Source organism: Thermomonospora curvata DSM 43183 (genome assembly GCF_000024385.1).
GTDB lineage: Bacteria > Actinomycetota > Actinomycetes > Streptosporangiales > Streptosporangiaceae > Thermomonospora > Thermomonospora curvata.
The window spans coordinates 5083481-5109503 of sequence record NC_013510.1 but is presented as its reverse complement, the minus strand read 5'-3'; the positions used below and the strand labels follow the sequence as shown (position 1 = coordinate 5109503).

The following is a 26023-nucleotide window of genomic DNA, read 5'->3' as shown; positions in this document are numbered from 1 at the left end:
AGCGCCCAGATGATCGACTGGAACCTCGCCGTCCAGACCGGCACCCGGCTGGTGCGGCCGGGGCCCCAGGTCAGCCAGGCGGAGGCCCAGCAGGTCGTGGCGGAGCTGCGGGAGCTGGCCAAGCTCGCCGAAGGGCACGTCCGCGACTTCACCGGCATCCAGGCGGCCGATCCCGACCGCGGCCACGCCACGATCGTCGACCGGCCCGGGTGGATCCGGGCCAACGTCGACGGGTTCCGGGCCGTGCTGGAGCCGCTGATGGACCGGCTGGCCGAACGCCGCGGCGGGCTGGCCGGCGGGCCGGGCGGCGCGGTGATCCAGGCCGTCGGCTCCCGCGTCACCGGCGTGCAGATGGGCGCGATCCTGGCGTACATGGCCAGCCGCGTGCTCGGCCAGTACGAGCTGTTCCTGCCGCCGGACCCCGACGGGAAGGCGCCCACCGGGCGGCTCACCCTGGTGGCCCCCAACATCGTCCACGTCGAGCAGGAACTCGGCGTCAACACCCGCGACTTCCGGCTGTGGGTCTGCCTGCACGAGGAGACCCACCGCGCCCAGTTCACCGGGGTGCCCTGGCTGCGCTCCTACGTGCAGGAGCAGATGACGGAGTTCCTGCTGGCCTCCGATGTGGACCCGGTGGCGATGATGGAGCGGCTGCGGCAGACCGCCGAGGCCGTCATCGACGCCTTCCGGGGCGGCGACGACCCCGACAACCCTCCGGCCGGGCTGATCGACGCCATCCAAAGCCCGCAGCAGCGCCAGATCCTCGACCGGCTCACCGCCGTGATGACGCTGGTGGAGGGGCACGGCGACTATGTGATGGACGCCGTCGGCCCCGAGGTCGTGCCCTCGGTCAAGCAGATCCGCGCCCGCTTCCAGCGCCGCCGCGACGGCGGCTCCCGGCTGGACAAGGCGATCCGCCGGCTGCTGGGCATCGACCTGAAGATGCGCCAGTACGCCGAGGGCTCCCGCTTCGTGCGCCACACCGTCGCCGCGGTCGGCATGGAGGGCTTCAACAAGGTGTGGACCTCGCCGGAGTGCCTGCCCACGCACGAGGAGATCAAGAACCCCGGCGCCTGGATCGCCCGGGTCGTCGGCGACCGGTCGCTGGAGTCCGGCCCGCCGTCGGAGGCCGGCGAGGGCTGAGCCCGTCCGGCCGCACGGCCCGCCTCCCCTACGCTGGCGCCCGGAGGTGGGCGCATGGGTCCTGATCCTGCCGTCGCCGCCGTGCGCGTGGCCGTCCGGCGGGCGCTGGGCGAGCTGCCCGCCGGCATGCCGGTCCTGGTGGCCTGCAGCGGCGGCGCCGACTCCCTGGCGCTGGCCGCCGCGACGGCCTTCGAGGCGCCCCGTGCCGGGCGCCGGGCCGGCGGCGTCACCGTCGACCACCGGCTGCAGGAGGGGTCCGGCCATGTCGCTCAGACGGTGGTGCGCGCCATGCGCGAGCTGGGCCTGGACCCCGCCGAATCGGTCGCGGTGACCGTGACCGGGCCCGGCGGCCCCGAGAACGCCGCCCGGCGGGCCCGCTACGCCGCCCTGGACGAGGCGGCACGGCGGGCCGGCGCGGCGGTGCTGCTCGGCCACACCCTCGACGACCAGGCCGAAACCGTGCTGCTGGGCCTGGCCAGGGGCTCTGGGGCCCGCTCCCTGGCCGGGATGCCCCCGCGTTTTCAGCGGGGTGAGATCTGTTACATGCGGCCGCTCCTGGGGCTGGAACGGGCGACCACCCGCAGGGCGTGCCGGGCCATGGGGCTGACCCCCTGGGACGACCCGCACAACGAGGACCCCGCCTACACGCGCGTCCGGCTGCGGCGCGAGGTGATGCCCGCCCTGGAAAAGGCGCTCGGCCCCGGCGTGGCCGCCGCGCTGGCGCGCACCGCCCGGCTGCTGCGCGACGACGCCGAGGCCCTGGACGCCCTGGCCGAACGCGCCCGAAGCGAGGTGACCGGCGACGACGGCGCGCTGGATGCGGCGGCGCTGGGCGAGCTGCCGCGGGCGGTGCGGACCCGGGTGCTGCGCGGGGCGGCGGTCGAGGCGGGCAGCCCGGCGGGTACGCTCGCCGCCGTCCACGTCGAGGAGCTGGATCGGCTGATCACGGACTGGCGCGGGCAACGGCATGTTGACCTGCCCGGGGGCGTACGCGCTTTGCGGCGGTATGGGAAGCTGCTGTTCCGCCGAGGAGAGATCGCCGCCGACGGGCGGGGACGATGACGACTCATTGAGATGCGGTGGGGGCAGTGGACGACAAGGACCTGGGTGCCGACCTGGCGAGCGTGCTGATCACGCAGGAGGAGCTGCAGGCCAAGATCCGGGAGCTGGCCGCCGAGATCGACGCCGACTACGCCGGCCGCGACCTGCTGCTGGTCGGGGTGCTCAAGGGCGCGGTCATGGTGATGGCCGACCTGGCGCGGGCGCTGCACTCGCCGGTCAGCATGGACTGGATGGCGGTCTCCTCCTACGGGTCGGGCACCCGCTCATCGGGCGTGGTGCGCATCCTCAAGGACCTGGACACCGACATCACCGGCCGCCACGTGCTGATCGTCGAGGACATCATCGACTCGGGGCTGACGCTGTCGTGGCTGGTCAGCAACCTGGCCTCGCGCAACCCGGCGTCGCTGGAGATCTGCGCCCTGCTGCGCAAGCCCGAGGCGGCCCAGGCCGAGATCGACGTCCGCTACGTGGGCTTCGACATCCCCAACGAATTCGTCGTCGGCTACGGGCTGGACTACGCCGAGAAGTACCGCAACCTGCCGTTCGTGGGCACCCTGGCGCCCCACGTCTACGGCGGGCAGGCCTAGCGGCGCGCCCCTCGGCGCGGCCGGCGGCGGCGGGACGAGGGAACAGATGGACCGGACGGTACGTTGCAAGACTGGACGGTAACCGTGCCGGTGGCGTTTCGGCGGCGGGCCGAGCGCGGTCCGCCGCGAACGCGTGGGCTGCGGCTCCCCGGGCCGCGGTGTACCGTCGATGCCACCGGGCATGTGCTCGGGGGTGCCGCATTGAGGGAGACCGCCTCGTCGGGCCGGCGGGCCCGGTGAGGTCTTGCAGACGCTGGTCAGGAGGGACGGGGCCCTCGCGAAGGGGTTGCCGGATAAATGGACGTGAAGCGCTACTTTCGCGGACCGCTGCTGTGGATCCTGCTGTTCGGTCTCTTGGCCGCGTTGGTCATGTGGGGCTTCGACCCGGGTGATCAGTACAAGCGGGCCGACACCTCCAAGGTGATCTCCGCCATCAACAGCGGCGAGGTCAAGTCCGCCAAGGTCATCGACAAGGACCAGCGGATCGAGGTGACCCTCAAGAACGGCGACCGGATGGAGGCCTCCTGGGTCAGCGGCCAGGGGCTGGAGCTGCAGAAGGCGCTGCAGGCCCAGGCCGACAAGGGGCAGCTGCCCGGCGGCTACAACGTCGAGGTCCCCCAGCAGAGCCTGTTCGTCAGCCTGCTGTTCAGCCTGCTGCCGATCCTGTTCGTGGTGCTGATCTTCCTGTTCATCATGAACCAGATGCAGGGCGGCGGCTCGCGGGTGATGAACTTCGGCAAGTCCAAGGCCAAGCTCATCACCAAGGACACCCCCAAGACCACCTTCGCCGACGTGGCCGGGGCCGATGAGGCGCTGGAGGAGCTGGAGGAGATCAAGGACTTCCTGCAGAACCCGGCCAAGTTCCAGGCCATCGGCGCCAAGATCCCCAAGGGCGTGCTGCTGTACGGCCCGCCCGGCACCGGCAAGACCCTGCTGGCCCGCGCGGTGGCCGGCGAGGCCGGGGTGCCGTTCTACTCCATCTCCGGCTCGGACTTCGTGGAGATGTTCGTCGGCGTCGGCGCCTCCCGCGTCCGCGACCTGTTCGAGCAGGCCAAGGCCAACGCCCCGTCCATCATCTTCATCGACGAGATCGACGCGGTCGGCCGGCACCGCGGCGCCGGGCTGGGCGGCGGCCACGACGAGCGCGAGCAGACCCTCAACCAGCTCCTGGTGGAGATGGACGGGTTCGACGTCAAGGGCGGCGTCATCCTGATCGCGGCCACCAACCGGCCCGACATCCTGGACCCGGCGCTGCTGCGTCCCGGCCGCTTCGACCGGCAGATCACCGTGGACCGCCCCGACCTGGAGGGCCGCAAGGGCATCCTCAAGGTGCACGGCCGCGGCAAGCCGTTCGCCCCGGATGTGGACCTGGACGTCATCGCCCGCCGCACCCCCGGCTTCACCGGCGCCGACCTGGCCAACGTGATCAACGAGGCGGCGCTGCTGACCGCCCGGCTCAACCGCAAGCAGATCCAGATGGACACCCTGGAGGAGGCCATCGACCGGGTGATGGCCGGCCCCGAGCGCAAGACCAGGGTGATGTCGGAGACCGAAAAGAAGATCATCGCCTACCACGAGGGCGGTCATGCGCTGGTGGCGCACGCGCTGCCCAACGCCGACCCGGTGCACAAGGTGACGATCCTGCCGCGCGGCCGGGCGCTGGGCTACACCATGACGCTGCCGGTGGAGGACAAGTTCCTCACCACCCGCTCGGAGATGCTCGACCAGCTGGCCATGCTGCTGGGCGGCCGCGCCGCCGAGGAGCTGGTCTTCCACGAGCCGACCACCGGGGCGGCCAACGACATCGAGAAGGCCACCGCCATCGCCCGCAACATGGTCACCGAGTACGGCATGAGCGAGCGGCTGGGGGCCCGCAAGTTCGGCTCCGGCCGGGGCGAGGTGTTCCTGGGCCGCGACGTCGCCCACGAGCGCGACTACTCCGAGGAGATCGCCTCCGCCATCGACGATGAGGTCCGCCGCCTCATCGAGTCCGCCCACGATGTCGCCTGGGAAATCCTGGTGGAGTATCGTGACGTGCTGGACGAGCTGGTGCTGCAGCTGATGGAGAAGGAGACCCTCTCCAAGGAGCAGGTGCTGGAGATCTTCGCTCCCATCCGCAAGCGTCCCAAGCAGAAGTCCTACACCGGCTACGGCAAGCGGCTGCCGTCGGAGCGGCCGCCCGTCCTGACCCCCAAGGAGCTCGCCCTGATGGCCGCCAAGGACGTTCAGGACCTGCCCGGCGGCTCCTCCCTGGCCAAGGGCAACGGCCAGAGCGGCGCCGAACAGCCGGCCGACCCGACCCCTGGTGAGAGCTGATTTTGACCCTCCCGCACGATGAGGCTCCCCGCGCCGGGGAGCCCGCCCACAGCGGCCTGCCCGCCTTCGACCATGAGCGGCTGGAGCGGGCGGTGCGCGAGATCCTGATCGCGATCGGGGAGGACCCCGACCGCGAGGGGCTCCGTGAGACGCCCGCCCGGGTCGCCCGCGCCTACGCCGAGCAGTTCGCCGGGTTGCGCCAGCGGCCCGAGGACGTCCTCAACAAGGTGTTCGAGGCCGACCACGACGAGATGGTCCTGGTCAAGGACATCGAGGTCTACTCCACCTGCGAACACCACCTGGTCCCCTTCCACGGGCTGGCGCACGTGGGGTACACCCCCAACGCCAAGGGGCAGATCACCGGGCTGTCCAAGCTGGCCCGGCTGGTGGACGTCTACGCCCGCCGCCCGCAGGTGCAGGAGCGGCTGACCAGCCAGATCGCCGACGCGCTGATGGAGATCCTGGAGCCGCGCGGCGTCATCGTGGTCATCGAGGCCGAGCACCTGTGCATGACGATGCGCGGGGTGCGCAAACCCGGGGCCAAGACGGTCACCTCGGCGGTGCGCGGCGACTTCCGCGACCACGCCGAGACCCGGGCCGAGGCCATGGCGCTGATCCTGGGACGGCCGTCCTGAGACGCGCGCGCCGGTCTCTTGCCCGCCTCGGGGCATGACGGGCCGGATGTTCGGGTATGGGGCCTTCCCCGGCGAAAGTCGCTTCCGGCGGGACGCGCCGGGTCCCGGCGCAGGACATAGGCTGACTTCCATGACCATTGGCGTTCCCGGGTTCCCCGCACCAGGGCGGTGCCTCGTCATGGGCGTGGTGAACGTGACCCCGGACTCCTTCTCCGACGGCGGGGCGTGGTTCGACGCCGACAAGGCGATCAGGCACGGCCACGACCTGATCGCCGAGGGCGCCGACCTGGTGGACGTGGGCGGAGAGTCCACCCGCCCGGGGGCGCAGCGGGTGCCGCTGGCAGAGGAGCTGCGCCGGGTGATCCCGGTGATCGAGGCGCTGGCCGCCGACGGCGTCCCGGTGAGCGTGGACACCATGCGCGCCGAGGTCGCCGAGGCCGCGGTCGCCGCCGGGGCCCGGCTGGTCAACGACGTCAGCGGCGGCCTGGCCGACCCGGACATGGCGCGGGTGGTCGCCGCCGCGCAGGTGCCCTATGTGGTGATGCACTGGCGCGGGCACAGCCACGACATGTACCGCAGGGCCGAGTACGCCGACGTGGTCGCCGAGGTCCGCGCCGAACTGCACCAGCGGGTGGAGGCGGTGGTCGCCCAGGGCGTGGACCCGTCCATGATCGTGCTGGATCCGGGGCTGGGCTTCGCCAAGCGGCCCCACCACAACTGGACCCTGCTGGCCCACCTGGGCGAGCTGTCGGACGAACTGCCGATCCTGGTGGGCGCCTCCCGCAAGCGCTTTTTGGGCAAGCTGCTGGCCGGGCCGGACGGGCACCCCCGTCCGTTCATCGACTGCGACGACGCCACGGTGGCCGTCAGCGCGCTGGCGGCGGCGGCCGGCGCCTGGTGCGTGCGGGTCCACCGGGTGCGTCCCAACGCCGACGCCGTGCGCGTCGCCGCCGCGGTGCACGCCGCACAGCGAGGTGAGACCGGGTGAACCGCGCCGATCTGGCCGAGGTCGAAGAGGCCAACGCCGAGTTCTACGCCGCTTTCGAAAACGGGGACCTGGACCGGATGTCGGCGGTGTGGGCCGACGGCCCCTACGCCGCCGCCGTGGGCTGCGTGCATCCGGGCTGGCCGCTGCTGCGGGGCCGCGAGGAGGTGCTGCGGTCCTGGGCGCTGATCATGGCCAACACCCCCTACATCCAGTTCGTGCTGACCGGCGTGCGCACCGAGATCTTCGGCGACCAGGCCCTGGTGACGTGCGAGGAGAACATCATCACCGCCGACGACGGCGCCGGCGGCAGCGTGCTGGCCGGCGGGAGCGTCGTGGCCACCAACCTGTTCCTGCGGGTGGACGGCCAGTGGCGGCTGCTGCATCACCACGGGTCCCCCGTGCTGAGCCAAGGGGAGGACGAGGAGCAGTGAGCCTTCTCCGACCTGCCGTTCCCGAAGGCGGCGTGCGAGAACGCCGCCGGGGCCCAAGCGGCCCGCGGGCCGGGACGGGCCCGGCCGGCATGCGGCGACGGCCCTGGAGGCGCGGGTGAAGGCGGCCGGGCTGGACTGGATCGAGCTGACCGGGCTGCGGGCCCGGGGCCGGCACGGATGCCTGCCCGCCGAGCGGGAGCTGGGGCAGGAGTTCGTGGTGGACGTGGCGCTGGGACTGGACACCCGCCCCGCCGCGGCGAGTGACGATCTGTCCCTGACGGTCGATTATGGATCTTTGGCCGACCGGCTGGTCGCCGTCGTGACCGGAGAACCGGTCAACTTGATCGAGACGCTGGCCGAACGGCTGGCCGAGGTCTGCCTGGAGGAGCCGACGGTGCAGCAGGTCCACGTCACGGTGCACAAGCCCGCCGCCCCGGTGGGACAGGTGTTCGGTGACGTGGCCGTGAAGATCTACAGGAGCCGTTCATGACCACGCCCGACCTGACCGCCACCGGCGGCCACCTGCTGGTCCCGCAGCGCGCGGTGCTGTCGCTGGGCAGCAACCTCGGCGACCGCCTGAGCAACCTCCAGGAGGCCATCGACGCGCTGTTCGACGCCCCCGGCCTGACGTTCGTGGCGTTGTCGCCGGTGTATGAGACCACCCCGTACGGCGGTCCGGAAGGCGAAATCCCCGAACAAGACGACTACCTGAACGTGGTGCTGGTGGCCGACACCAGCCTGGCCCCGCGGGTGCTGCTGGAGCGGGTGCTCAACATCGAAAACTCCATGCAGCGGGTCCGCGAGGTCCGCTGGGGGCCGCGCACCCTGGACATCGACATCGTGATGTTCGGCAACGTGACCTGCAATGAACCGGATCTGATCCTGCCGCATCCGCGGGCGCACGAGCGGGCGTTCGTGCTGGTGCCGTGGGCGGACATCGAACCGGACGTGCTGCTGCCCGGCCACGGCCGGGTGGCCGACCTGGCGGCGGCGGCGCTGCGCGCGACCGGCCCGGACGCGGTGCGGCGCCGCGACGACCTGACCCTGCAAGAGCCCGCGTGAGGCCGACACGTCCGGCGGTGCTGGTCGCCTTGGCGGCCGGGATCGCGCTGCTGGTGTGGGGGCTGCTGCAGGCGGTGTACGGGTCGCTGCCCAAGCTGCCCTGGACGATGGCGCCGACGATGCTGCTGCTGGCCCTGGGCGAGGGGTTCACCGCCTACAACCTGTGGCGGCGGATCCGCCGCCGCCCCGGCACCCGCCCGGTGGAACCGCTGATGGTGGCCCGGATGGCGGCGCTGGCCAAGGCCAGCGCGCACGCCGGGGCGGCGATCGCCGGGATCTTCACCGGGTTCGTCCTGTACCTGTCGTCCCGGCTGGACAAGGACGTGCCGCGGGAGGACTTCTTCGTCAGCATCGGCACGCTCGTGGCGGCGCTGACGCTGGTCGGCGCGGCGATCTGGCTGGAGTACGCCTGCCGCGTCCCCAAAGGCCCCGACGACGACCGCGACGAGGACGCCTCACCCCCCGACCCGGCCCACTGGTGACCGCGGTCCCATGACGGCGGGACGCGCCGCCCGGCAGGCTTGAGGCCCGTTGAGGCGAGGAGGGGGAGGAAGGTGGCCGGGCGGGTGCGAAAGTCGGCGGTTTCCGGCGGGCTCGACGCCACGGGGGCGTCCGCCGTTCCGGTGACGGCCGCAGGAGCGGAACGGTTCGCCGCGCTGCTGCGGGCACCCGCCGCGGGCCGGGACGAGCTGCTGGAGGAGGCGCTCGAAGCGGACCGGCGGGCGGTGGCCGGCTGGGCGCTGCGGCTCTGCCGCAGCGACGCCCCCAAGGCGCAGGTCCTGCTCGCGCTGCGCGCGCTGGACGAGGCCTGCCTGCACGAAGAGTGCCCCGACCTGCTGCCGGAGGCGGCGCGCACACTGGCCGGGCTGTGCCGTCCCGACTGGGACGCCGAGCTGCTCGCCGCGGCGCTGCCGCCGCTCGGCCACTACGCCGCGGGGCCGCAGACGGCGCAGACCCTGTCGGCGATGACCGAGCACCCCGACCCGGCGGTGCGGGCGGCGGCCGTCGAAGGCATCGACCACTTCGGCGACCGGGGCTCCTTCCCCCCGGCGGAGGCGGCGCTGGTGCGGCGGCTGACCGTCCTGGTCACCGAGGACCCCGACGCCCGGGTGCGGCTGGCGGCGGCCCGGACGCTCAGGTCGGCCGACCTGTGGGAGGGGTTCGGGCCGGAGACGGTCGCGCACCTGGCGGCGGCGCTGGGCCGGGCGATCGGCATCGACCGCGACCCGCGGGTGCGCCGGGCGGCCGCCGAAGGCCTGGGCCGGCTGTCGGTCCCGCCGCCGCAGCGCCCGCCGGTGGCCGAGGCGCTGCGTCCCCACCTGACCGACCGCGACCCGCAAGTGGCGGCGTGGGCGGTGGCCTACCTGGCCGCCGGGGACGACCCCCGGGCGCTGGAGTTGCTGTGGACGGCGGTGGCGGCCCGCGACGTGCACCGGGAGTACCTGTCGGCGGCCGTGCACATGTTCGTCCCCTACCGGGACGGCGCACCCCGGCACCGCCGCCGGCTGCGCCGCGCGCTCAAACGGCTGCGCAGCCGGGGCTGGGCGGACGTCCCCTCAGACGAGCCGGGCTGGGGACCGCAGGCCCGCGCGAACTACCTCAAAACCCTGATCGGCAGCCTGTCCCCGTGGTGGGCGCCCTGGTGGCTGCCGCTGGTGTGACCGCCCGCCGGTCACTTGTCGATGTCGCCGACCACGAAGAACATCGAGCCCAAGATGGCGATCATGTCGGCGACCAGGGTGCCGGGCAGCATCTCGCCGAGCACCTGGATGTTGTTGAAGGACGCCGAGCGCAGCTTCAGCCGCCAGGGGGTCTTCTCGCCCCGGGACACCAGGTAGTAGCCGTTGATGCCCAGCGGGTTCTCCGTCCAGACATAGGTGTGGCCCTCGGGGACCTTGAGCACCTTGGGCAGCCGCTGGTTGATCGGGCCCGGCGGCAGCTCGGCCAGCCGATCCAGGCAGGCCTCCGCCAGGTCCAGCGACACGTAGACCTGCTCCAGCAGGCACTCGAAACGGGCCAGGCAGTCGCCCTCGGTGCGGGTGACCACCTTGACGTCCAGCTCGGGGTAGGCCAGGTAGGGCTCGTCGCGGCGCAGGTCGAAGTCCACCCCGCTGGCGCGGGCGATGGGGCCGGACACCCCGTACTGGGCGATCTGCTCGGCGGTGAGCACCCCCACGCCGCGGGTGCGGGCGCGGAAGATCTCATTGCCCATGATCAGGTCGGCGATGTCGCTCATCCGGCTGCGGACCTGGGCGATCGCCTGCCTGGCCCGGCCCGTCCACCCGGCCGGCAGCTCCTCCTTCAGCCCGCCGACCCGGTTGAACATGTAGTGGATCCGGCCGCCGGAGACCTCCTCCATCACCCGCTGCAGCCGCTCGCGCTCCCGGAAGGAGTAGAAGATCGGCGTCATCGCGCCGACCTCCAGCGGATAGGACCCCAGGAACATCAGGTGGTTGAGCACCCGGTTCAGCTCGGCCAGCAGGGTGCGCACCCACACCGCCCGCTCGGGCGCCTGCATGCCCAGCATCCGCTCCACCGCCAGCACCACGCCCAGCTCGTTGGCGAACGCCGACAGCCAGTCGTGCCGGTTGGCCAGCACGATGATCTGCCGGTAGTCGCGCGCCTCGAACAGCTTCTCGGCGCCGCGGTGCATGTACCCGATGATCGGTTCGGCCTTGGTGATGCGCTCGCCGTCCAGCGTCAGCCGCAGCCGCAGCACACCGTGCGTGGAAGGGTGCTGGGGGCCGATGTTGAGGACCATGTCCTCGGTGGCCAGCTCCTTGGCCCCGGCGCCGATCCCGACGGTGCGGACGGTCTCCTGGGTGCTCATCTTGCCTATCGTGCCACGGGTCGTTTCCAGGCCGAGGGGTCGCGGGCCTTGGGGTGCTTCGGGTTGACTTGGGAGGCGATGAACACGCCCTACGGTCGGCCACAGCCCGGTCCTTCGCCGATGGGCCAGGGCCACGGCCCTCTCCCAGGACAACCGAACATGTCGTACGGCCCGGCGGCCCCGCCGGGCGGGGCGTTCGACCCGCCCGCCGGGGGCGACTGGCACCGGGTCTCGCCCCGGCTGCGGTGGCACCGGCGGATCACCGCCGTGCTGACCGCGCTGCCGGTCGCGCTCATCGGCGCCTGGTGGGTGCACCAGGGCGGCGGCGCCCTCGGCGTTGTGCTGTGGCTGGCGCTGGTGGCGGTGAGCTGCGCGATGGCCTGGATCGTCGCCGAGCTGGCCTACCGCTCCCTGGGGTATGCGGAGCGGGCCGAGGACCTGCTGGTCACCAGCGGGGTGTTCGTCCGCCGGCTGGTGGTCGTCCCCTATGGGCGGATGCAGCTGGTGGACGTGACCGCCGGGCTGCTGGAGCGGTGGATGGGCATCGCCACGGTCCGGCTGCACACCGCCGCGGCCGCCACCGACGCCCGCATCCCCGGGCTGCCGGCGGCCGAGGCCGCCCAGCTCCGCGACCGGCTCGCGCAAAAGGGCGAGGCGAGGAGCATGGGACTGTGAACGGCCCCTACCCGCCGCCCGGCGGACCCGTCCCCGGAGGGCCGCCGCCGCACGGCTACCAGCCGCCGGGGTACGGCCCCGCGATGCCCCCCGGCCCGCCGGCCGTGCCGCCCGGTTACGGGCAGATGCCGCCCGCCCGCTTCTCGGCGGGCGTGCACCGGCTGCACCCGGCCACCGCGCTGCTGCGGGCGTTCGTGTTCTGGCTCATCTACTTCGTGCTGCTGGGTTTTCCGCTGCTGCTGACCCGGCGCGGCGAGGAACTGGTGCTGTTTGCGCCCGAGGCGGTGCGGCGCTTTGCGCTGGTGTCCATCCCGGTGACGGTCGCCGCCGTGGTCGTCGGCATCTGGGGCTGGCTGGCCCTGCGCTTTTGGGTCGCCGGGGACGAGCTGGTCGTCGAGACCGGGCTGCTGCGCAAGCGCCGGCGGCTGATCCCGCTGTCGCGGGTGCAGGCCATCGACGTGGTCCGGCCGCTGATGACCCGGCTGACCGGGCTGGCGGAGGTCCGGGTGGAGGCGGCCGGCGGGGACCGGGCCGAGATCTGCCTGCGCTACTTGGGACGTGGCGCGGCCCAGCGGCTGCGGGCCGAGCTGCTGGCGCTGGCCGCCGGGCTGCCCGGGCACACCCCCGAGGCACCCGAGCAGCCGTTTTGGCGGGTCCCCTTCGGCACCCTGTTCCTGTCGCTGATCAGCAGGCTGCCCGTCGCCGCCGCCGGCGTGCTGTTCCTGACGGCGCTGGTGGCGTCTTTGAGCCTGCTGGAGCCGGGCTTTTTCAGCGTGGCGGTCACCACCCTGCTGGGCCTGATCGGCTCGGTGATCGCCCCGCTGGTGACATACGGCGGTTTCACCGTGGCGATCTCCCCGGACGGCCTGCGGCTGCGCCACGGCCTGCTGGAGACCCGGATGCAGACCGTCCCGCCCGGCCGGGTGCAGGCGGTCGCCATCGTCGAGCCGGTGCTGTGGCGGCAGCGCGGCTGGGCCCGGGTGGAGGCCACCGTCGCCGGGTACGCCGGCGAACGCCAGGCCCTGTCGTCGGTGCTGCTGCCGGTGGCCCCGCGCCAGGTGGCGGTGGCGCTGGTGGCCCAGGTCTTCCCGGGCGCCAACGTGGACGCCGTCCCGCTGCTGCCGGCCTCCGCCAAGGGGCTGTCCCTGGACCGCTTCGCCGCCGCCGGCACCGACGATGTCGTCTTCGTGACCCGCCGCGGCCTGCTGTGCCGCCGCACCGAGGTGATCGCCCACGCCCGCGCCCAGAGCGTCCGGCTGACCTCCGGCCCGCTGCAGCGCCTGTTCGGCCTGGGCACCGTGCACGTGGACGCCCCCTCCGGCCCGGTCCGCGTCGCCGCCATCGACCGCGACCTGCCCGAGGCCCGCCTCATCGTCGAGTCCACCGCCGAACGCGCCCGCTGCGCCCGCGCCCACACCCGCTCCGACCCCACCCGCTGGGCCCGCTGACCCCGGTTTTTCGGACGAGCCGGGATCACTCGGTGTAGTGTTCCGATTGCTCACTTTGGGTGCTCCAGGATGCGTGAGCACGGTCCGTATGCTGGGAGCCGACGCGGAGACGAGGTGCGGGGATGACCGCCATGGTGCGTGAACCGCACAAGGGTCTGAAGCTGGAACGCAGCGGACTGTGCCCCAAGAACTACCTCATCCCCGACGGGGTGCTCGCGCCGCTCGCCCTGGACGTCTTCGCAGAGGCCGACTCGTGGATGGAACCGGACGGGATCGTCCTGGTCATCGAGGTGACGAGCACCCATGCCGACCGGGACCGGCGGGATGAGCGGCACTGCTACGCCAAAGGCGGGATCCCGTTCTGCCTGCTGGTCGATCGCGAGCAGCGGACGGTGAGCCTGTTCAGCGAGCCGCGCAGCGACGAGGGCAGGGAGGACTACCTGCAGGAGACCCGGGTGATCTTCGGTAAGCCGCTGGAGCCGCCCGAGCCGTTCTCCTTCACTTTGGACACCTCTGAGCTCAGTTGGCCAAGGGTGCGGGCAGGGGGATGTGCTTGGTCTGGGCGAGCCAGCCGAAGCCGCCCAGGCCGGTGGGGTCGATGAGCTCGGCCTCCTCGCCGGCTCTGCGCAGGGCGGCGACATAGGCGCGCGGGTCGCGGTGGGCCAGGGTGATCGGGGGGCGGGCGCCGGTCAGGCCCAGGGCGCGCAGGGCGCGGCGCTGGGTGGTCAGGGCGGTGGCGGTGGCGCCCGCGGCGCTTCCGCCGGCGGCGCAGGCGTCCAGGGCGACGTGGGCGGTGATGTCGCAGGAGCCGTCCGGGACGGGGGGAACGGCGTGGCCGTCCCGGTAGCCGGTCAGGGAGCCGCAGGGGGGACGGGTGTCGCGGGTGTGGCAGTAGTCGACGGCGACGGCCAGGCCGCCGGCCAGGCGGCGCACCACCGAGGCCCAGGCGGCGCAGCGGGGGCGGCCGACCTCGGCGCGGTCGCCGGGATCCCGCAGCGGCCACCAGCGCCGCAGCCACTCCAGGTCCTCGGCGCAGGGCGCCGGGCCCAGCCGCTCGGCCCCGGTGGCGGGATCGACCAGCACGGTGCGGGGGCCGTCACCGGTCATCTCCACCACGTCCAAGGGGATGTTGTCCAGCCACTCGTTGGCGATGACCAGGCCGGTGATGGTCTCCGGCGGCTCGGTGCGCCAGGCGATCCGGTCGGCAAGGGCCGGCGGGCGGGGGGCCAGTTCCACGGCCACCGGGTTGAGCCGGGCGGCCAGGGCGGGGTCGGCCGCCTCGGTGATCTGGGCGATCAGGCCGCCGCAGCCGGCGCCGATGTCGACCAGGTCGAGGCGGGAGGGACGCCCCAGCGCCTCGTCCACCTGGACCAGCAGGCGCAGCAGCGCCTCGGCGTAGCGGGGGGAGGCGTGCACGGAGGTGCGAAAGTGCGCGGCGGGCCGTTCGCCCCGGCTGTAGAAGCCGCCCTCCCCGTAGAGCGCCTGCTGCATCGCCGTTCGCCAGGTCACCCACCGCTCCACAGCAGGGACGCTACCGGAAGGCCGCACCGGGCAACGGCGAAGCGAGCGCTCTCCCCGTGGTCGCATGGACGTCCGACCTGAGTCGGATGGCTCCCTTCGAGGCCGGCCGTACTCTGAAACCCGTGATCAGGAGAGCGTGGGCGTGGTGGCGCGGCCATCGGACGCTGGTGGACCTGGCCTTCGTCTCGCCCCTGCTGTTCCTGTCGATCACATCGGCCCGCTACTACACCGAGCCGGGGCCGGCGGCGACCTCCCGGCCGATCCCCGAGCAGCTGTGCATCCCGCTGGTGCTGGCCCTGCTGCTGCCGCTGGCCCTGCGGCGGCGCTGGCCGGTGGGGGTGTTCAGCTGGATCGCCGGGCTGTCGTTCCTGCAGTGGCTGCTGGACCTGACCATCATCCCCGCCAACATGGGCGTGCTGGTCGCCCTGTACACGGTGGCGGCCAACTGCTCGTTCCGCTGGGCGCTGGCCGCCGGGCTGGTCGGCGAGCTGGGGGCGGTGATGGCGGCCTGGCGGTACACGGTGCATCCCGCCGACCGCAAGTACACGGTCGTCATGCTGTCGGCGGTGGTCGCCGGGATCTGGATCCTCGGCGTCTACATCAGCACCCGGCGGGCCTACATGCGCTCGCTGGAGGAACGGGCGGTGCGGGCCGAACGCGAACGCGACACCCAGGTGCAGATCGCCAGGGCGGCCGAGCGGGCGCGGATCGCCCGGGAGCTGCACGATGTGGTGGCGCACAACGTCAGCGTCATCGTGGTGCAGGCCGACGGCGCCTCCTACGCCATCGACACTGACCGGGAGCGGGCCAAGAAGGCGCTGGAGGCGATCTCGGCCACCGGGCGGCTGGCGCTGGCGGAGATGCGGCGGCTGCTGGGCGTGCTGCGCGAAGAGGACGACGCCGGCTCTTATGCCCCGCAGCCGGGCGTGGCGCAGCTGAGCGACCTGGTCGAGCAGGTCCGCTCCTCGGGGCTGCCGCTGGATTTCCAGGTGGAGGGCGTCCCGGTGGAACTGCCGCCGGGCATGCAGCTGGCGGTGTTCCGGATCGTCCAGGAGGCGCTGACCAACACCCTCAAGCACGGCGGTCCGGGGGTGAGCGCACAGGTGCGCCTGCACTACGGTGACGAGGCGATCGAGGTGACGGTCACCGACGACGGGCGGGGCGCGGCGGCCGAGGGCGACGGGCTCGGCCACGGGCTGGCCGGGATGCGGGAGCGGGCCGCGATGTACGGGGGCGAGGTGCACGCCGGGCCCCGGGCCGGTGGCGGCTACCGGGTCGTGGCCCGCCTGCCGCTGCGAGAGGAGGCCAAGAGCGCGTGATCCGCGTGATGCTGGTCGACGACCAGGAACTGGTGCGCACCGGGTTCCGCATGGTGCTGGACGCCCAGCCCGACATCGAGGTGGTCGCCGAGGCCGGCGACGGCGCCCAGGTGGTGGACCTGCTGCGGGCGCACACCACCGACGTGGTGCTGATGGACGTGCGGATGCCCCGCGTGGACGGCATCGAGGCCACCCGGCGGATCGGCGCGCTGCCCGCCGAGCGGCGCCCCAGAGTGATCATCTTGACCACCTTCGACCTGGACGAGTACGCCTTCGCGGCGATCAAGGCGGGCGCCTCGGGGTTCCTGCTCAAGGACGCCGGGCCCGCCCAGCTGATCGAGGCGATCCGGGCGGTGCACTCCGGCGACGCGGTGGTGGCGCCCAGCACCACCCGGCGGCTGCTGGACCGTTTCGCGGTGCACCTGCCCGACGCCGAACAGCAGAGCGCCGCCGGGGCGCTGGCCGCGCTGACCGCCCGCGAGCGGGAGGTGCTGCACCTGGTGGCGCGGGGCCTGTCCAACGCCGAGATCGCCGGGCGGCTGCACGTCTCGGAGGCGACGGTCAAGACCCACATGGGCCGCATCCTGACCAAGCTGGGGCTGCGCGACCGGGTGCAGGCCGTGGTCTTCGCCTACGAGACGGGCCTGGTCAAAAGGGGGCAGTCCGGCGCTTGACCGCTCAAGGGCGGACCGGAGGCGTACGACTTCGGTCGTACGGCGGCGATCGGGTACCCCGCAATGGGCACGCCAAGCATGGACGCGGGGCCGATGGCAGGGAGAGCGGCCGTCCCTAGCGTGGCCTGTGCATGTCCGCACATTCCGAGGAGGCTACGTGACCAGCATGCTCTCCCGCGCGCCCGGCGATGCCGGGCCGCCCGCCGGCCATCCGGCCGTCGCCGCCGCCGACGTGGTCAAGGTCTACGGCAGCGGGGACGCGGCGGTGCACGCCCTGCGCGGGGTCAGCGTGACGTTCGCCAAGGGCGCGTTCACCGCGATCATGGGGCCGTCCGGGTCCGGCAAGTCCACCCTGATGCACTGCCTGGCCGGGCTGGACGCCGTCACCTCCGGCCGGATCACGCTGGGCGGCACCGAGATCACCGGCCTGGGCGACCGGCGGCTGACGCTGCTGCGCCGCGAGCGGGTGGGTTTCGTCTTCCAGTCCTTCAACCTGCTGCCCATGCTGACCGCCGAGGAGAACATCCTGCTGCCGCTGCGGCTGGCCGGCCGCCGGCCCGACCGGGCCTGGTTCGACCGGGTGGTGGACGTGGTGGGGCTGCGCGACCGGCTGACGCACCGGCCCGGCGAGCTGTCCGGCGGCCAGCAGCAGCGGGTGGCCTGCGCCCGGGCGCTGGTGACCCGCCCCGAGGTGATCTTCGCCGACGAGCCCACCGGCAATCTGGACTCCCGCGCCGGCGCCGAGGTGCTGGACTTCCTGCGGCTGTCGGTGCGGGAGATGGGCCAGACGATCGTGATGGTGACCCACGACCCGGTGGCGGCCTCTTATGCCGACCGGGTGGTGTTCCTGCACGACGGGCGGATCGTCTCCGAGCTGGCCGCGCCCACCCCGCAGACCGTGCTCGACCGGCTCAAGGCGCTGGGAGGCTGAGGGATGCTGCGGGTCTGCCTGGCCGGGTTGCGCGTCCACCGGCTGCGGCTGGTGCTCACCACCGTGGCCGTCATGCTCGGCGTCGCCTTCATCTCCGGCACGTTCGTCCTCACCGACACCATGCAGGCGGGCATCGACAAGAAGTTCACCGCCTCGGCGAGCAAGGTGGACGTGGCCGTGCTGCCCAAGAGGGGCGGCGAGGAGATGACGCAGCGGACGGTGGCGGCGGTCCGGGCGGTGCCGGGAGTGCGACAGGTTCACCCGATGCTGCGGGGCGAGGCCGTGCTGATCGGCAAGGACGGCAAGGCCTACGGCGACATGCCCCCCATCGCCCTGTCGGTCACCACCGGTCCGCTGCAGCGTTACGACATCCTCCAAGGGAGGGCTCCGGCCGCGCCGCACGAGGTGGTGCTGGATGAGCGGACCGCCAAACGCAACGAGTTCGCCGTGGGCGCCGCCCTCACGGTGCTGGACGCCGCGGGCCGGGAGCGGCGCTTCACCCTGACCGGGCTGGCCGACTTCGGCATCGACGCGGAGGTCGGATGGCGCGGCGGCCTCGGCTTCACCCCCGAGGCCATCGCCGCGGTCACCGCCCGGCCCGGCCTGATCGAGATCGACGTGCTCGGCGACGGCGACCCGGCGGCGCTGCGCCGGGCGGTCGCCGCGGCCGTCGGCCCCGGCTACGACGTGGTGACCGCCCGCGAGCTGGGCGAGCGGCTGGTGCAGCGGGCGGGCGCCGACACCGGGGTCATCCGCATCGGGCTGCTGCTCTTCGGCGTGGTGTCCATGCTGGTGGCCGCGCTGGTCATCTACAACACCTTCGCGATCCTCATCGCCCAGCGGATGCGCCAGACGGCGCTGCTGCGCTGCGTCGGCGCCACCCGCCGCCAGGTCTTCGGCGGGGTGCTGCTGGAGTCGGCGCTGGTCGGCCTGGCCGGTTCGCTGGCCGGGCTGGTGCTGGGCGTGGCGCTGGCGGGCGGGCTGTCGGCGCTGCTGGGCGGAACGGACGCCGGTGTCTCCGCCGACTTCTTCACCGTGACCCCGGTCGCCGTCGCCGCCGGGCTGACGGTCGGCGTCGTGGCGACCGTGCTGGCGGCCCTGCTGCCCGCCCGCGCCGCCACCCGGGTCGCCCCGGTCGCCGCGCTGCGCACGGAACCGGAGCCGGGCGGGGGCCGTTTCCGGCTGGGCCTGCCCCGCACGATCGCGGCGGCCCTGCTGGGCGGCCTCGGCGTGGCGGTGGCCCTGGCCGGTTCGCTGGCCATGGACAAGGGCGAGAGCGCGATGCTCACGGTCGCCGCCGGAGGCGCCCTGCTGTTCCTGGGGGTGGTCGCGGTGATGCCCGCGCTGGTGCGCCCGCTGGGACGGATGGTCGGCGCGCTGCCGGCCCGCCTCACCGGCGTCCCCGGGCGGCTGGCGGTGGCCAACGCCCACCGCACCCCGCGCCGCACCGCCACCACCACCATCGCGCTGACCATCGGGGTGGGGCTGATGAGCCTGTTCGCGGTGGTGGCGGCCAGCGGCCGGGCCACCGCGCTGGCGATGCTGGAACGGCAGTTCCCGGTCGACTTCCAGGTGCACACCCAGTTCGGCACCGGTGAGCCGGACGAGCGGATGAGGCTGCCGGCCGATCTGGCCGCCCGCCTGCGCGAGCGGCCCGACCTGGCCCACGTCACCGAGCTGTGGCGGCGGCAGGCGCGCCTGGGCGGCGACCCCGTCGCCGTGGGGGCGGTCACCCGCGCCTCCCTCGGCGACCTGGTCAATCCCCCGGTGGTGAGCGGATCGCTGGACGACCTGCGTCCCGGGACGATCGCCGTGCACCGCAGCGCGGCCGAACGCCGCGGCCTGGCCGTCGGCCGGACGGTCCGCCTCACGGTGAAGGGAGGGACGGTGCCGTTCACGGTGGTGGCGGTGTTCGACGGGGAGACGCCGCTGCCGCCCTACCTGCTGCCTGAGGCCGACTTCGCCGCGCACTTCGGCGCCCAGGGCCCTTGGATGATCTACGCCAAGGTCCGCGACGGCGCCGATCCCGACCGTGCGCGGCAGGCGCTGGAGCAGGCCACCCGGCACCTTCCCACCGTCAAGGTGACCTCGGTCGCCGAGGCGAAGGACCAGTTCAACCGGGCCATCGACACCTTGCTGCTGGTGTTCGGCGGGCTGCTGGGCCTGGCGGTGATCATCGCGTTGTTCGGCATCGCCAACACCCTCGGCCTGTCGGTGGTGGAACGCACCCGCGAGTCGGCGCTGCTGCGCGCCCTGGGCCTGACGAGAGGCCAGCTCCGCCTGATGCTGTCGGTGGAGGCGGTGATCATGGCGGTGATCGGCGCGCTGACCGGGGTGGTGCTCGGCGCGGCGTTCGGCTGGGCGGCCACCGGGGCGATGGGCGAGTCGGTGGTGTTCGCCCTGCCCTACGCCCAGCTCGCCGGCCTGATGGCGCTGGCGGCCGCGGCCGGACTGGCCGCCGCGGTGCTGCCGGCCCGCCGCGCCGCCAAGGCGTCGGTCGTGGCGGCGCTCGCCCACGACTGAGCGTTCCGCTGCCAGACTCGGCGGGTACCCGCCGTGACGGGGACGCGGCGTACCCGGAGCGATCCGGCTCCGGGTACGCTATGCGGGCACCGTCCGGTACCCGACTGAGGACTGGAACGACGATGGATTCACATGCCGTGCCGTCTTCGGCCACGCCCGAGGACCGGCCCGCCCGGCTGTCGGTCGGCGTGGTCGGCGCCGGACGGGTCGGCACCGCGCTGGGGGCGGCGCTGCGGCTGGCCGGGCACAAGGTGAGGGCCGCCGCCGCGATCTCCGAGACCTCCCGCCGCCGCGCCGCCGAACGGCTGCCCGGCGCCCGCCTGGTCACCCCCCAGGAGGCGGTGGCCTCCTGTGAGCTGGTGCTGCTGACCGTCCCCGACGACGCCCTGCCGGAGCTGGTGGCCGGGCTGGTGGCCACCGGCGTGCCGGTGGAGGGCAGGCTGCTGGTGCACACCAGCGGCCGGTACGGCATCGGGGTGCTGGACCCGGCGACGAGGGCGGGCGCGCTGCCGCTGGCGCTGCACCCGGTGATGACCTTCACCGGACGCCCCGACGATCTGAACCGGCTGGCCGGCATCCGGTTCGGGGTGACCTCCCCGCCGTCGCTGCGCCCGGTCGCCGAGGCGCTGGTGGTGGAGATGGGCGGGGACCCGGTGTGGATCCCCGAAGAGCGGCGCACCCTCTACCACGCGGCCCTGGCCAGCGGCGCCAACCACCTGGTCACGCTGGTCGTGGAGGCGATGGACCTGCTGCGCGCCGCCGGGGTGGACGACCCGGCGGGCATGCTGGGGCCGCTGCTGGGCGCCGCGCTGGACAACGCGCTGCGGCTGGGCATGAACGGGCTGACCGGCCCGGTGGCCCGCGGCGACGCCGGCACCGTGGCCGGCCACATCGCCGAGCTGGCCAAGGTCTCCCCCGAAAGCGCCCGCGCCTATGTGGCGATGGCCCGCCTGACCGCCGACCGGGCGCTGGCCGCCGGGCTGCTCAAACCCGAAGACGCCGAGCGGCTGCTGGAAGCGCTGGCCGACTCCTGAACAGACCTCCCGGGGCCTCGTCCCCTCCCGTCCTACCGCCCTGACCAGGTGTGAAAGGGGAAAAGCAGCCATGACACCGGTCATCGCCCGCACCCGCGAGGAGCTGGCCAGTGCCCGCGCCGAGATCACCGGCACGCTGGCGCTCGTCCCGACGATGGGCGCGCTGCACGAGGGGCACCTGTCGCTGATCCGCCGGGCCGGGGAGCTGGCCGACGCGGTGGCGGTGAGCATCTTCGTCAACCCGCTGCAGTTCGGCCCGCACGAGGACCTCGACCGCTACCCCCGGACGTTCGAGGCCGACGTCGCCGCCTGCGCGGCCGAGGGCGTGGACCTGATCTGGGCGCCCACGGTGGAGGAGATGTACCCCGCCCAGCCGCAGGTCCGCCTCAGCGCCGGGCGGATGGGCACCGTGGTGGAGGGCGCCTCCCGGCCCGGCCACTTCGACGGGGTGCTCACCGTCGTGATGAAGCTGTTCAACCAGGTCCGCCCGGATGTGGCGGTCTTCGGCGCCAAGGACGCCCAGCAGCTGGCGCTGATCCGCCGCATGGTCGCCGACCTGGACGTGCCGGTGCGCATCGAGGCCGGCCCCACCGTGCGCGAGGCGGACGGCCTGGCGCTCTCCAGCCGCAACCGCTACCTGTCGCCGGAGGAGCGCCGCACCGCACTGGCGCTGTCGCGGGCGCTGCGGGCCGGCGAGCAGGCCGCGGGCGAGGGCCCGGCGGCGATCCTGCACGCCGCCCGCGCCGTGCTGGCCGAGGCCGAGCAGGCCGACCCGCCGCTGGTTCCCGACTACCTCGAACTGGTCGACCCGGCCACCTTCGAGCCGGTCGGCGAGTCCCATGCCGGTGAGGCCGTGCTGGTCGTCGCCGCCAAGGTCGGCACCACCCGGCTGATCGACAATGTCCCCCTCACCCTCGAGCCCCGGGAGAAGTGATGTTCCGCACGATGTTCAAGTCGAAGATCCACCGCGCCACGGTCACCCAGGCCGACCTGCACTATGTGGGCTCGCTGACCGTTGATGCGGACCTGATGGACGCCGCCGACCTGCTGCCCGGCGAGCAGGTGCAGGTGGTCGACATCGACAACGGCGCCCGGCTGGAGACCTACCTGATCGCCGGTCCCCGCGGCTCGGGCGTGATCGGCGTCAACGGCGCCGCCGCCCGCCTGGTCAGCCCCGGCGACCTGGTGATCATCATCAGCTACGCCGTGATGACCGACGCGGAGGCCCGTTCCTTCACGCCCCGGGTGGTGCACGTGGATCGGTCCAACCGGATCATCTCGCTGGGCGAGGACCCGGCCGAGCCCGTCCCCGGCAGCGATCAGCTGCGCGGCGACGCCCTGCTGCAGGGCGCCCAGGCCGTGCCCGGCGACGGCCGGATCCGGTGAAGACCGCCCCCGGCGTCGGCGCGCTGTTTCCTCCCGGTTAATGTCATAGTGACGAAAAATCCCGAGGAGGGCAGATGATCCCTCGACGCCTGCGCGCGCCCGAACCCGGCTGGAGCGTCGACACCGAGGTGGTGGTGGTCGGCTCCGGCATCGCCGGGCTGGTCACCGCCCTGGCCGTCGCCGAGCGCCTGCCGGGGGCGGGCCGGGTGCTGCTGGTCACCAAGGCGCTGCTGGAGGCCGGCTCCACCCGCTGGGCGCAGGGCGGGATCGCCGCCGCCCTCGCCCCCGGCGACAGCCCCGAACAGCACCTGGCCGACACCCTCACCGCCGGGGTGGGACTGTGCGATGAGACCGCCGTCCGCGCCCTGGTCACCGAGGGGCCGGACGCGGTGCGCCGGCTGATCGACCGGGGCGCCTGCTTCGACCGGGAGGACGACGGCACGCTGGCGCTGACCCGCGAGGGCGGCCACCGCCGCCGCCGCATCGCGCACGCCGGCGGGGACGCCACCGGCGCCGAGATCAGCCGCGCCCTGCTGGCCGCCCGCAAACAGGCCGGCATCGAGGCCATCGAGCACGCCCTGGTGCTGGACCTGCTGCGCGATGAGACCGGCCGGGCCGCCGGGGTGACCCTGCACGTCATGGGCGAGGGACGGCGCGACGGCGTCGGCGCCGTCCGCGCCCGGGCGGTGGTGCTGGCCACCGGCGGGCTCGGCCAGGTGTTCTCGGCCACCACCAACCCCGAGGTGTCCACCGGCGACGGGGTGGCGCTGGCGCTGCGCGCCGGCGCCGCCGTCACCGATTTGGAGTTCGTCCAGTTCCACCCGACCGTGCTGTGGCTGGGACCGGACGCCGGCGGGCAGCAGCCGCTGATCTCCGAGGCGGTGCGCGGCGAGGGCGCGCACCTGATCGACGCCCGCGGCGAGCGGTTCATGCTCGGCCGGCACGAGCTGGCCGAGCTGGCCCCCCGGGACGTGGTCGCCAAGGGGATCATGAGCCGGATGCGCGAGCTTGGAACGTCCCATGTCTTCCTGGACGGCCGGCACCTGGGCGCGGCCACCTGGGAACGGCGCTTCCCCACCATCCTGGCCACCTGCCGCGACCACGGCATCGACCCGGTCACCGAGCCGATCCCCGTGGTGCCCGCCGCGCACTACGCCAGCGGCGGCGTCCGCACCGACGCCTGGGGCCGCACCTCGGTGCCCGGCCTGTACGCCTGCGGTGAGGTCGCCTGCACCGGCGTGCACGGCGCCAACCGGCTGGCCTCCAACTCCCTGCTGGAGGGCCTGGTGTTCGGCGAGCGCATCGCCGCCGCCATCGCCGGCGACCTGGATGCGGCCCCGCCCGCCGGCCGCATCGGCGGGGCGGACGAGCCCGGCGGGCTGCTGGACCCGCAGGTGCGGGGCCGGGTGCAGCGCGTCATGACCGCCCACGTGGGGGTGCTGCGCAACGCCGAGGGGCTGCGGGCCGCCGAGCGGGAACTGGCCGCCTTGGGGGAGCGGACGAGCCGGGAGCCCTGCCTGGAGGCGTGGGAGGCCACCAACGTGCACACCGTGGCCACCGCGATCACCGCCGCCGCCCGGCGGCGCACCGAGACCCGCGGCAGCCACTGGCGGGAGGACCACCCCGACCGCGACGACGCCGCCTGGCTGGGGCACCTGGTGACCCGGTCGGTCGGCGGGCGGCTGACCACCGAGTACGAGCCGCTGCGCTGAGTTCGGGCCCGCCGAAGACCGCTGTGAGAACGTCCGCTGTGAACGAGGGAGTTGTGCGATGCTGCCGGACCGGCCGGAGCACGAACGGTGGCTGATCCACGCCGGGCTCGACCCGCGGGAGGTGCAGGACCTGGCCCGCAGGGCGCTGGCCGAGGACGGCGAGGTGGACGTCACCAGCGAGCCGATCTTCAGCCCCGAGCAGACCGCCCGGGGCGTCTTCACCGCCCGCCAGGACGGGGTGGTGGCCGGGATCCCCGTCGCCGCCGTCGTCTGCGACCTGCTGGGGCTGACCACCGTCCCGCACGTCCAAGACGGTGAGCGCGTCGGCGCCGGGCAGGCGCTGATGACCGTCTCCGGCTCCACCCGCGGCCTGCTGCGGGCCGAGCGGGTGGCGCTGAACCTGCTCACCCACCTGTCGGGCATCGCCACGCTGACCCGGCGGTGGGTGGACGCAGTGGCCGGCACCGGCGTCAAGATCCGCGACACCCGCAAGACGCTGCCCGGCCTGCGCGCCCTGCAAAAGTACGCGGTGCGCTGCGGCGGCGGCGTCAACCACCGGATGGGCCTGCACGACGCCGCGCTGATCAAGGACAACCACGTGGCCGCCGCCGGTTCGGTGACCAAGGCGTTCCAGGCGGTGCGCGCCATGTACCCGTCCCTGCACATCCAGGTGGAGTGCGACACCCTGGAGCAGGTCGCCGAGGCGCTGGAGGCCGGGGCCCGCTCCATCCTGCTGGACAACATGAGCACCGAGCAGATGCGCGAGGCGGTGCGCCTGGTGGCGGGCCGGGCCGAGCTGGAGGCCAGCGGCGGCCTCACTTTGGACCGGGCCCGAGATGCCGCCGCAACCGGTGTGGACTACCTTGCCGTGGGGGCGCTGACGCATTCGGCGCCCTCCTTCGACATCGGCCTTGACTTTTCCGAACCAGCGGGGACCTGATGCTGCTCACCATCGACGTCGGCAACACCAACACCGTCCTCGGCCTCTTCGAGGGCGACGAGGTGATCGAGCACTGGCGGATCAACACCGACGCGCGGCGCACCGCCGATGAGATCGCGGTGGTCTTCCAGGGCCTGATCAGCCAGAGTCCACTGCTCACCGACACCGACATCAGCGGCATCGCCCTGTGCTCCACGGTGCCGGCGGTCCTGCACGAGATGCGGGAGATGTGCCGCCGCTACTACGGGGACGTGCCCGCGGTGATCGTGGAGCCCGGCGTCAAGACCGGGGTCCCGGTCCGCATGGACAACCCCAAGGAGGTCGGCTCCGACCGGATCGTCAACGCGCTGGCCGCCATCCACCTGTACGGCGGGCCGGCCATCGTGGTCGACTTCGGCACCGCCACCACCTTCGATGCGGTCTCGGCCAAGAACGAGTACATCGGCGGCGCCATCGCCCCCGGCATCGAGATCTCCATCGACGCGCTGTCGGAGCGCGGCGCCCAGCTGCACAACGTGGAGCTGGTCCGTCCCCGCCACGTGATCGCCAAGAACACCGTGGAGGCCCTGCAGTCGGGCATCATCTTCGGCTTCGCCGGCCAGGTGGACGGCCTGGTGGACCGGATGGCCGAGGAGCTGACCGACAACCCCGACGACCTCACCGTGGTCGCCACCGGCGGGCTGGCCCCGCTGGTGCTGGACGAGGCCCGCTGCATCGACGTCTATGAGCCCTGGCTCACCCTGATCGGGCTGCGCCTGATCTACGAGCGCAACATCGGCGGCAGCTGAGCGGGCGGCCGGTCCTGC

The 26023-nt window shown here is 73.4% G+C and carries 26 protein-coding genes; 24 read left to right on the top strand and 2 right to left on the bottom strand.

The window, feature by feature from the left end:
• The first annotated feature begins 9 nt into the window (after positions 1–9).
• From TCUR_RS22175 to TCUR_RS22125, 11 genes are all read left to right on the top strand, one after another.
• Positions 10–1143, top strand: a complete 1134-nt coding sequence (locus TCUR_RS22175; protein WP_041442721.1) for a zinc-dependent metalloprotease — start codon at positions 10–12, stop codon at positions 1141–1143.
• 54 nt (positions 1144–1197) lie between these two features.
• Entirely contained in the window at positions 1198–2205 is a 1008-nt protein-coding gene (tilS, locus tag TCUR_RS22170; protein WP_012854817.1) for a tRNA lysidine(34) synthetase TilS, read from the top strand.
• A gap of 26 nt (positions 2206–2231) precedes the next feature.
• Positions 2232–2792, top strand: a complete 561-nt coding sequence (gene hpt / locus TCUR_RS22165; RefSeq protein ID WP_041440249.1) for a hypoxanthine phosphoribosyltransferase — start codon at positions 2232–2234, stop codon at positions 2790–2792.
• A gap of 297 nt (positions 2793–3089) precedes the next feature.
• Entirely contained in the window at positions 3090–5108 is a 2019-nt protein-coding gene (ftsH, locus tag TCUR_RS22160) for an ATP-dependent zinc metalloprotease FtsH (protein WP_012854815.1), read from the top strand.
• A 56-nt stretch (positions 5109–5164) separates the two neighbouring features.
• Positions 5165–5743: a GTP cyclohydrolase I FolE gene (gene folE, locus TCUR_RS22155; protein ID WP_086014649.1), complete on the top strand. Its 579-nt coding sequence runs from the start codon at positions 5165–5167 to the stop codon at positions 5741–5743.
• Positions 5744–5921: 178 nt separating this feature from the next.
• Complete coding sequence (folP, locus tag TCUR_RS22150; RefSeq protein ID WP_012854813.1) at positions 5922–6731, top strand: dihydropteroate synthase; 810 nt, start codon at positions 5922–5924, stop codon at positions 6729–6731.
• The gene (locus TCUR_RS22145; RefSeq protein WP_012854812.1) at positions 6728–7162 is read left to right on the top strand and encodes a nuclear transport factor 2 family protein; all 435 of its coding nucleotides are present in this window, start codon (positions 6728–6730) and stop codon (positions 7160–7162) included. Before folP ends, TCUR_RS22145 begins: the two co-directional genes overlap by 4 nt.
• A gap of 115 nt (positions 7163–7277) precedes the next feature.
• Entirely contained in the window at positions 7278–7652 is a 375-nt protein-coding gene (gene folB, locus TCUR_RS22140; protein WP_012854811.1) for a dihydroneopterin aldolase, read from the top strand.
• Positions 7649–8224, top strand: coding sequence for a 2-amino-4-hydroxy-6-hydroxymethyldihydropteridine diphosphokinase (folK, locus tag TCUR_RS22135; RefSeq protein ID WP_012854810.1), 576 nt, complete (start codon positions 7649–7651; stop codon positions 8222–8224). Before folB ends, folK begins: the two co-directional genes overlap by 4 nt.
• Positions 8221–8706 (top strand): DUF3180 domain-containing protein, encoded by a 486-nt coding sequence (locus tag TCUR_RS22130; RefSeq protein ID WP_012854809.1) that lies wholly within the window; start codon positions 8221–8223, stop codon positions 8704–8706. The genes folK and TCUR_RS22130 overlap by 4 nt, the downstream gene beginning before the upstream one ends.
• Positions 8707–8790: 84 nt before the next feature.
• On the top strand, positions 8791–9885 hold the full coding sequence (locus TCUR_RS22125; protein ID WP_169313048.1) for a HEAT repeat domain-containing protein: 1095 nt from the start codon (positions 8791–8793) through the stop codon (positions 9883–9885).
• Positions 9886–9896: 11 nt separating this feature from the next.
• Here the strand turns inward: TCUR_RS22125 and TCUR_RS22120 are convergent, their stop codons facing one another.
• Positions 9897–11054 carry an NADH-quinone oxidoreductase subunit D gene (locus TCUR_RS22120; RefSeq protein WP_012854807.1) on the bottom strand — a complete coding sequence of 386 codons (1158 nt, stop codon included), beginning with the start codon at positions 11052–11054 and terminating at the stop codon, positions 9897–9899.
• 159 nt (positions 11055–11213) lie between these two features.
• Between TCUR_RS22120 and TCUR_RS22115 the strand changes: the two genes are divergently transcribed.
• The 3 genes from TCUR_RS22115 to TCUR_RS25850 all read left to right on the top strand — a co-directional run bounded on the left by TCUR_RS22115 (position 11214) and on the right by TCUR_RS25850 (position 13779).
• Positions 11214–11729, top strand: coding sequence for a PH domain-containing protein (locus TCUR_RS22115; RefSeq protein WP_012854806.1), 516 nt, complete (start codon positions 11214–11216; stop codon positions 11727–11729).
• Entirely contained in the window at positions 11726–13177 is a 1452-nt protein-coding gene (locus TCUR_RS22110; protein WP_012854805.1) for a PH domain-containing protein, read from the top strand. Before TCUR_RS22115 ends, TCUR_RS22110 begins: the two co-directional genes overlap by 4 nt.
• A 122-nt stretch (positions 13178–13299) precedes the next feature.
• A complete protein-coding gene (locus TCUR_RS25850) occupies positions 13300–13779 on the top strand; it encodes a Uma2 family endonuclease (RefSeq protein WP_012854804.1) in 480 nt (159 codons plus the stop codon).
• Here the strand turns inward: TCUR_RS25850 and TCUR_RS28155 are convergent.
• Positions 13697–14686, bottom strand: a complete 990-nt coding sequence (locus TCUR_RS28155) for an SAM-dependent methyltransferase (RefSeq protein ID WP_012854803.1) — start codon at positions 14684–14686, stop codon at positions 13697–13699. The two genes, TCUR_RS25850 and TCUR_RS28155, sit on opposite strands and share 83 nt — an antisense overlap.
• A 134-nt stretch (positions 14687–14820) precedes the next feature.
• Between TCUR_RS28155 and TCUR_RS22100 the strand changes: the two genes are divergently transcribed.
• From TCUR_RS22100 to TCUR_RS22055, 10 genes are all read left to right on the top strand, one after another.
• Positions 14821–16017 (top strand): sensor histidine kinase, encoded by a 1197-nt coding sequence (locus TCUR_RS22100; protein ID WP_245536918.1) that lies wholly within the window; start codon positions 14821–14823, stop codon positions 16015–16017.
• Positions 16014–16691 (top strand): response regulator transcription factor, encoded by a 678-nt coding sequence (locus TCUR_RS22095; protein WP_012854801.1) that lies wholly within the window; start codon positions 16014–16016, stop codon positions 16689–16691. The genes TCUR_RS22100 and TCUR_RS22095 overlap by 4 nt, the downstream gene beginning before the upstream one ends.
• Before the next feature lie 166 nt (positions 16692–16857).
• Positions 16858–17622, top strand: a complete 765-nt coding sequence (locus TCUR_RS22090) for an ABC transporter ATP-binding protein (RefSeq protein WP_052305721.1) — start codon at positions 16858–16860, stop codon at positions 17620–17622.
• Between the two features lie 3 nt (positions 17623–17625).
• The gene (locus TCUR_RS22085) at positions 17626–20145 is read left to right on the top strand and encodes an ABC transporter permease (RefSeq protein WP_012854799.1); all 2520 of its coding nucleotides are present in this window, start codon (positions 17626–17628) and stop codon (positions 20143–20145) included.
• A gap of 122 nt (positions 20146–20267) precedes the next feature.
• The gene (locus TCUR_RS22080) at positions 20268–21179 is read left to right on the top strand and encodes a Rossmann-like and DUF2520 domain-containing protein (RefSeq protein ID WP_012854798.1); all 912 of its coding nucleotides are present in this window, start codon (positions 20268–20270) and stop codon (positions 21177–21179) included.
• 70 nt (positions 21180–21249) lie between these two features.
• Entirely contained in the window at positions 21250–22113 is an 864-nt protein-coding gene (gene panC, locus TCUR_RS22075) for a pantoate--beta-alanine ligase (RefSeq protein WP_012854797.1), read from the top strand.
• Positions 22113–22565, top strand: a complete 453-nt coding sequence (panD, locus tag TCUR_RS22070) for an aspartate 1-decarboxylase (RefSeq protein ID WP_012854796.1) — start codon at positions 22113–22115, stop codon at positions 22563–22565. The genes panC and panD overlap by 1 nt, the downstream gene beginning before the upstream one ends.
• 74 nt (positions 22566–22639) lie before the next feature.
• Positions 22640–24277, top strand: a complete 1638-nt coding sequence (locus TCUR_RS22065) for an L-aspartate oxidase (protein ID WP_012854795.1) — start codon at positions 22640–22642, stop codon at positions 24275–24277.
• A 58-nt stretch (positions 24278–24335) separates the two neighbouring features.
• Complete coding sequence (gene nadC / locus TCUR_RS22060; protein WP_012854794.1) at positions 24336–25217, top strand: carboxylating nicotinate-nucleotide diphosphorylase; 882 nt, start codon at positions 24336–24338, stop codon at positions 25215–25217.
• Positions 25217–26005 (top strand): type III pantothenate kinase, encoded by a 789-nt coding sequence (locus TCUR_RS22055; protein ID WP_012854793.1) that lies wholly within the window; start codon positions 25217–25219, stop codon positions 26003–26005. The genes nadC and TCUR_RS22055 overlap by 1 nt, the downstream gene beginning before the upstream one ends.
• The last annotated feature ends 18 nt before the right edge of the window (positions 26006–26023 follow it).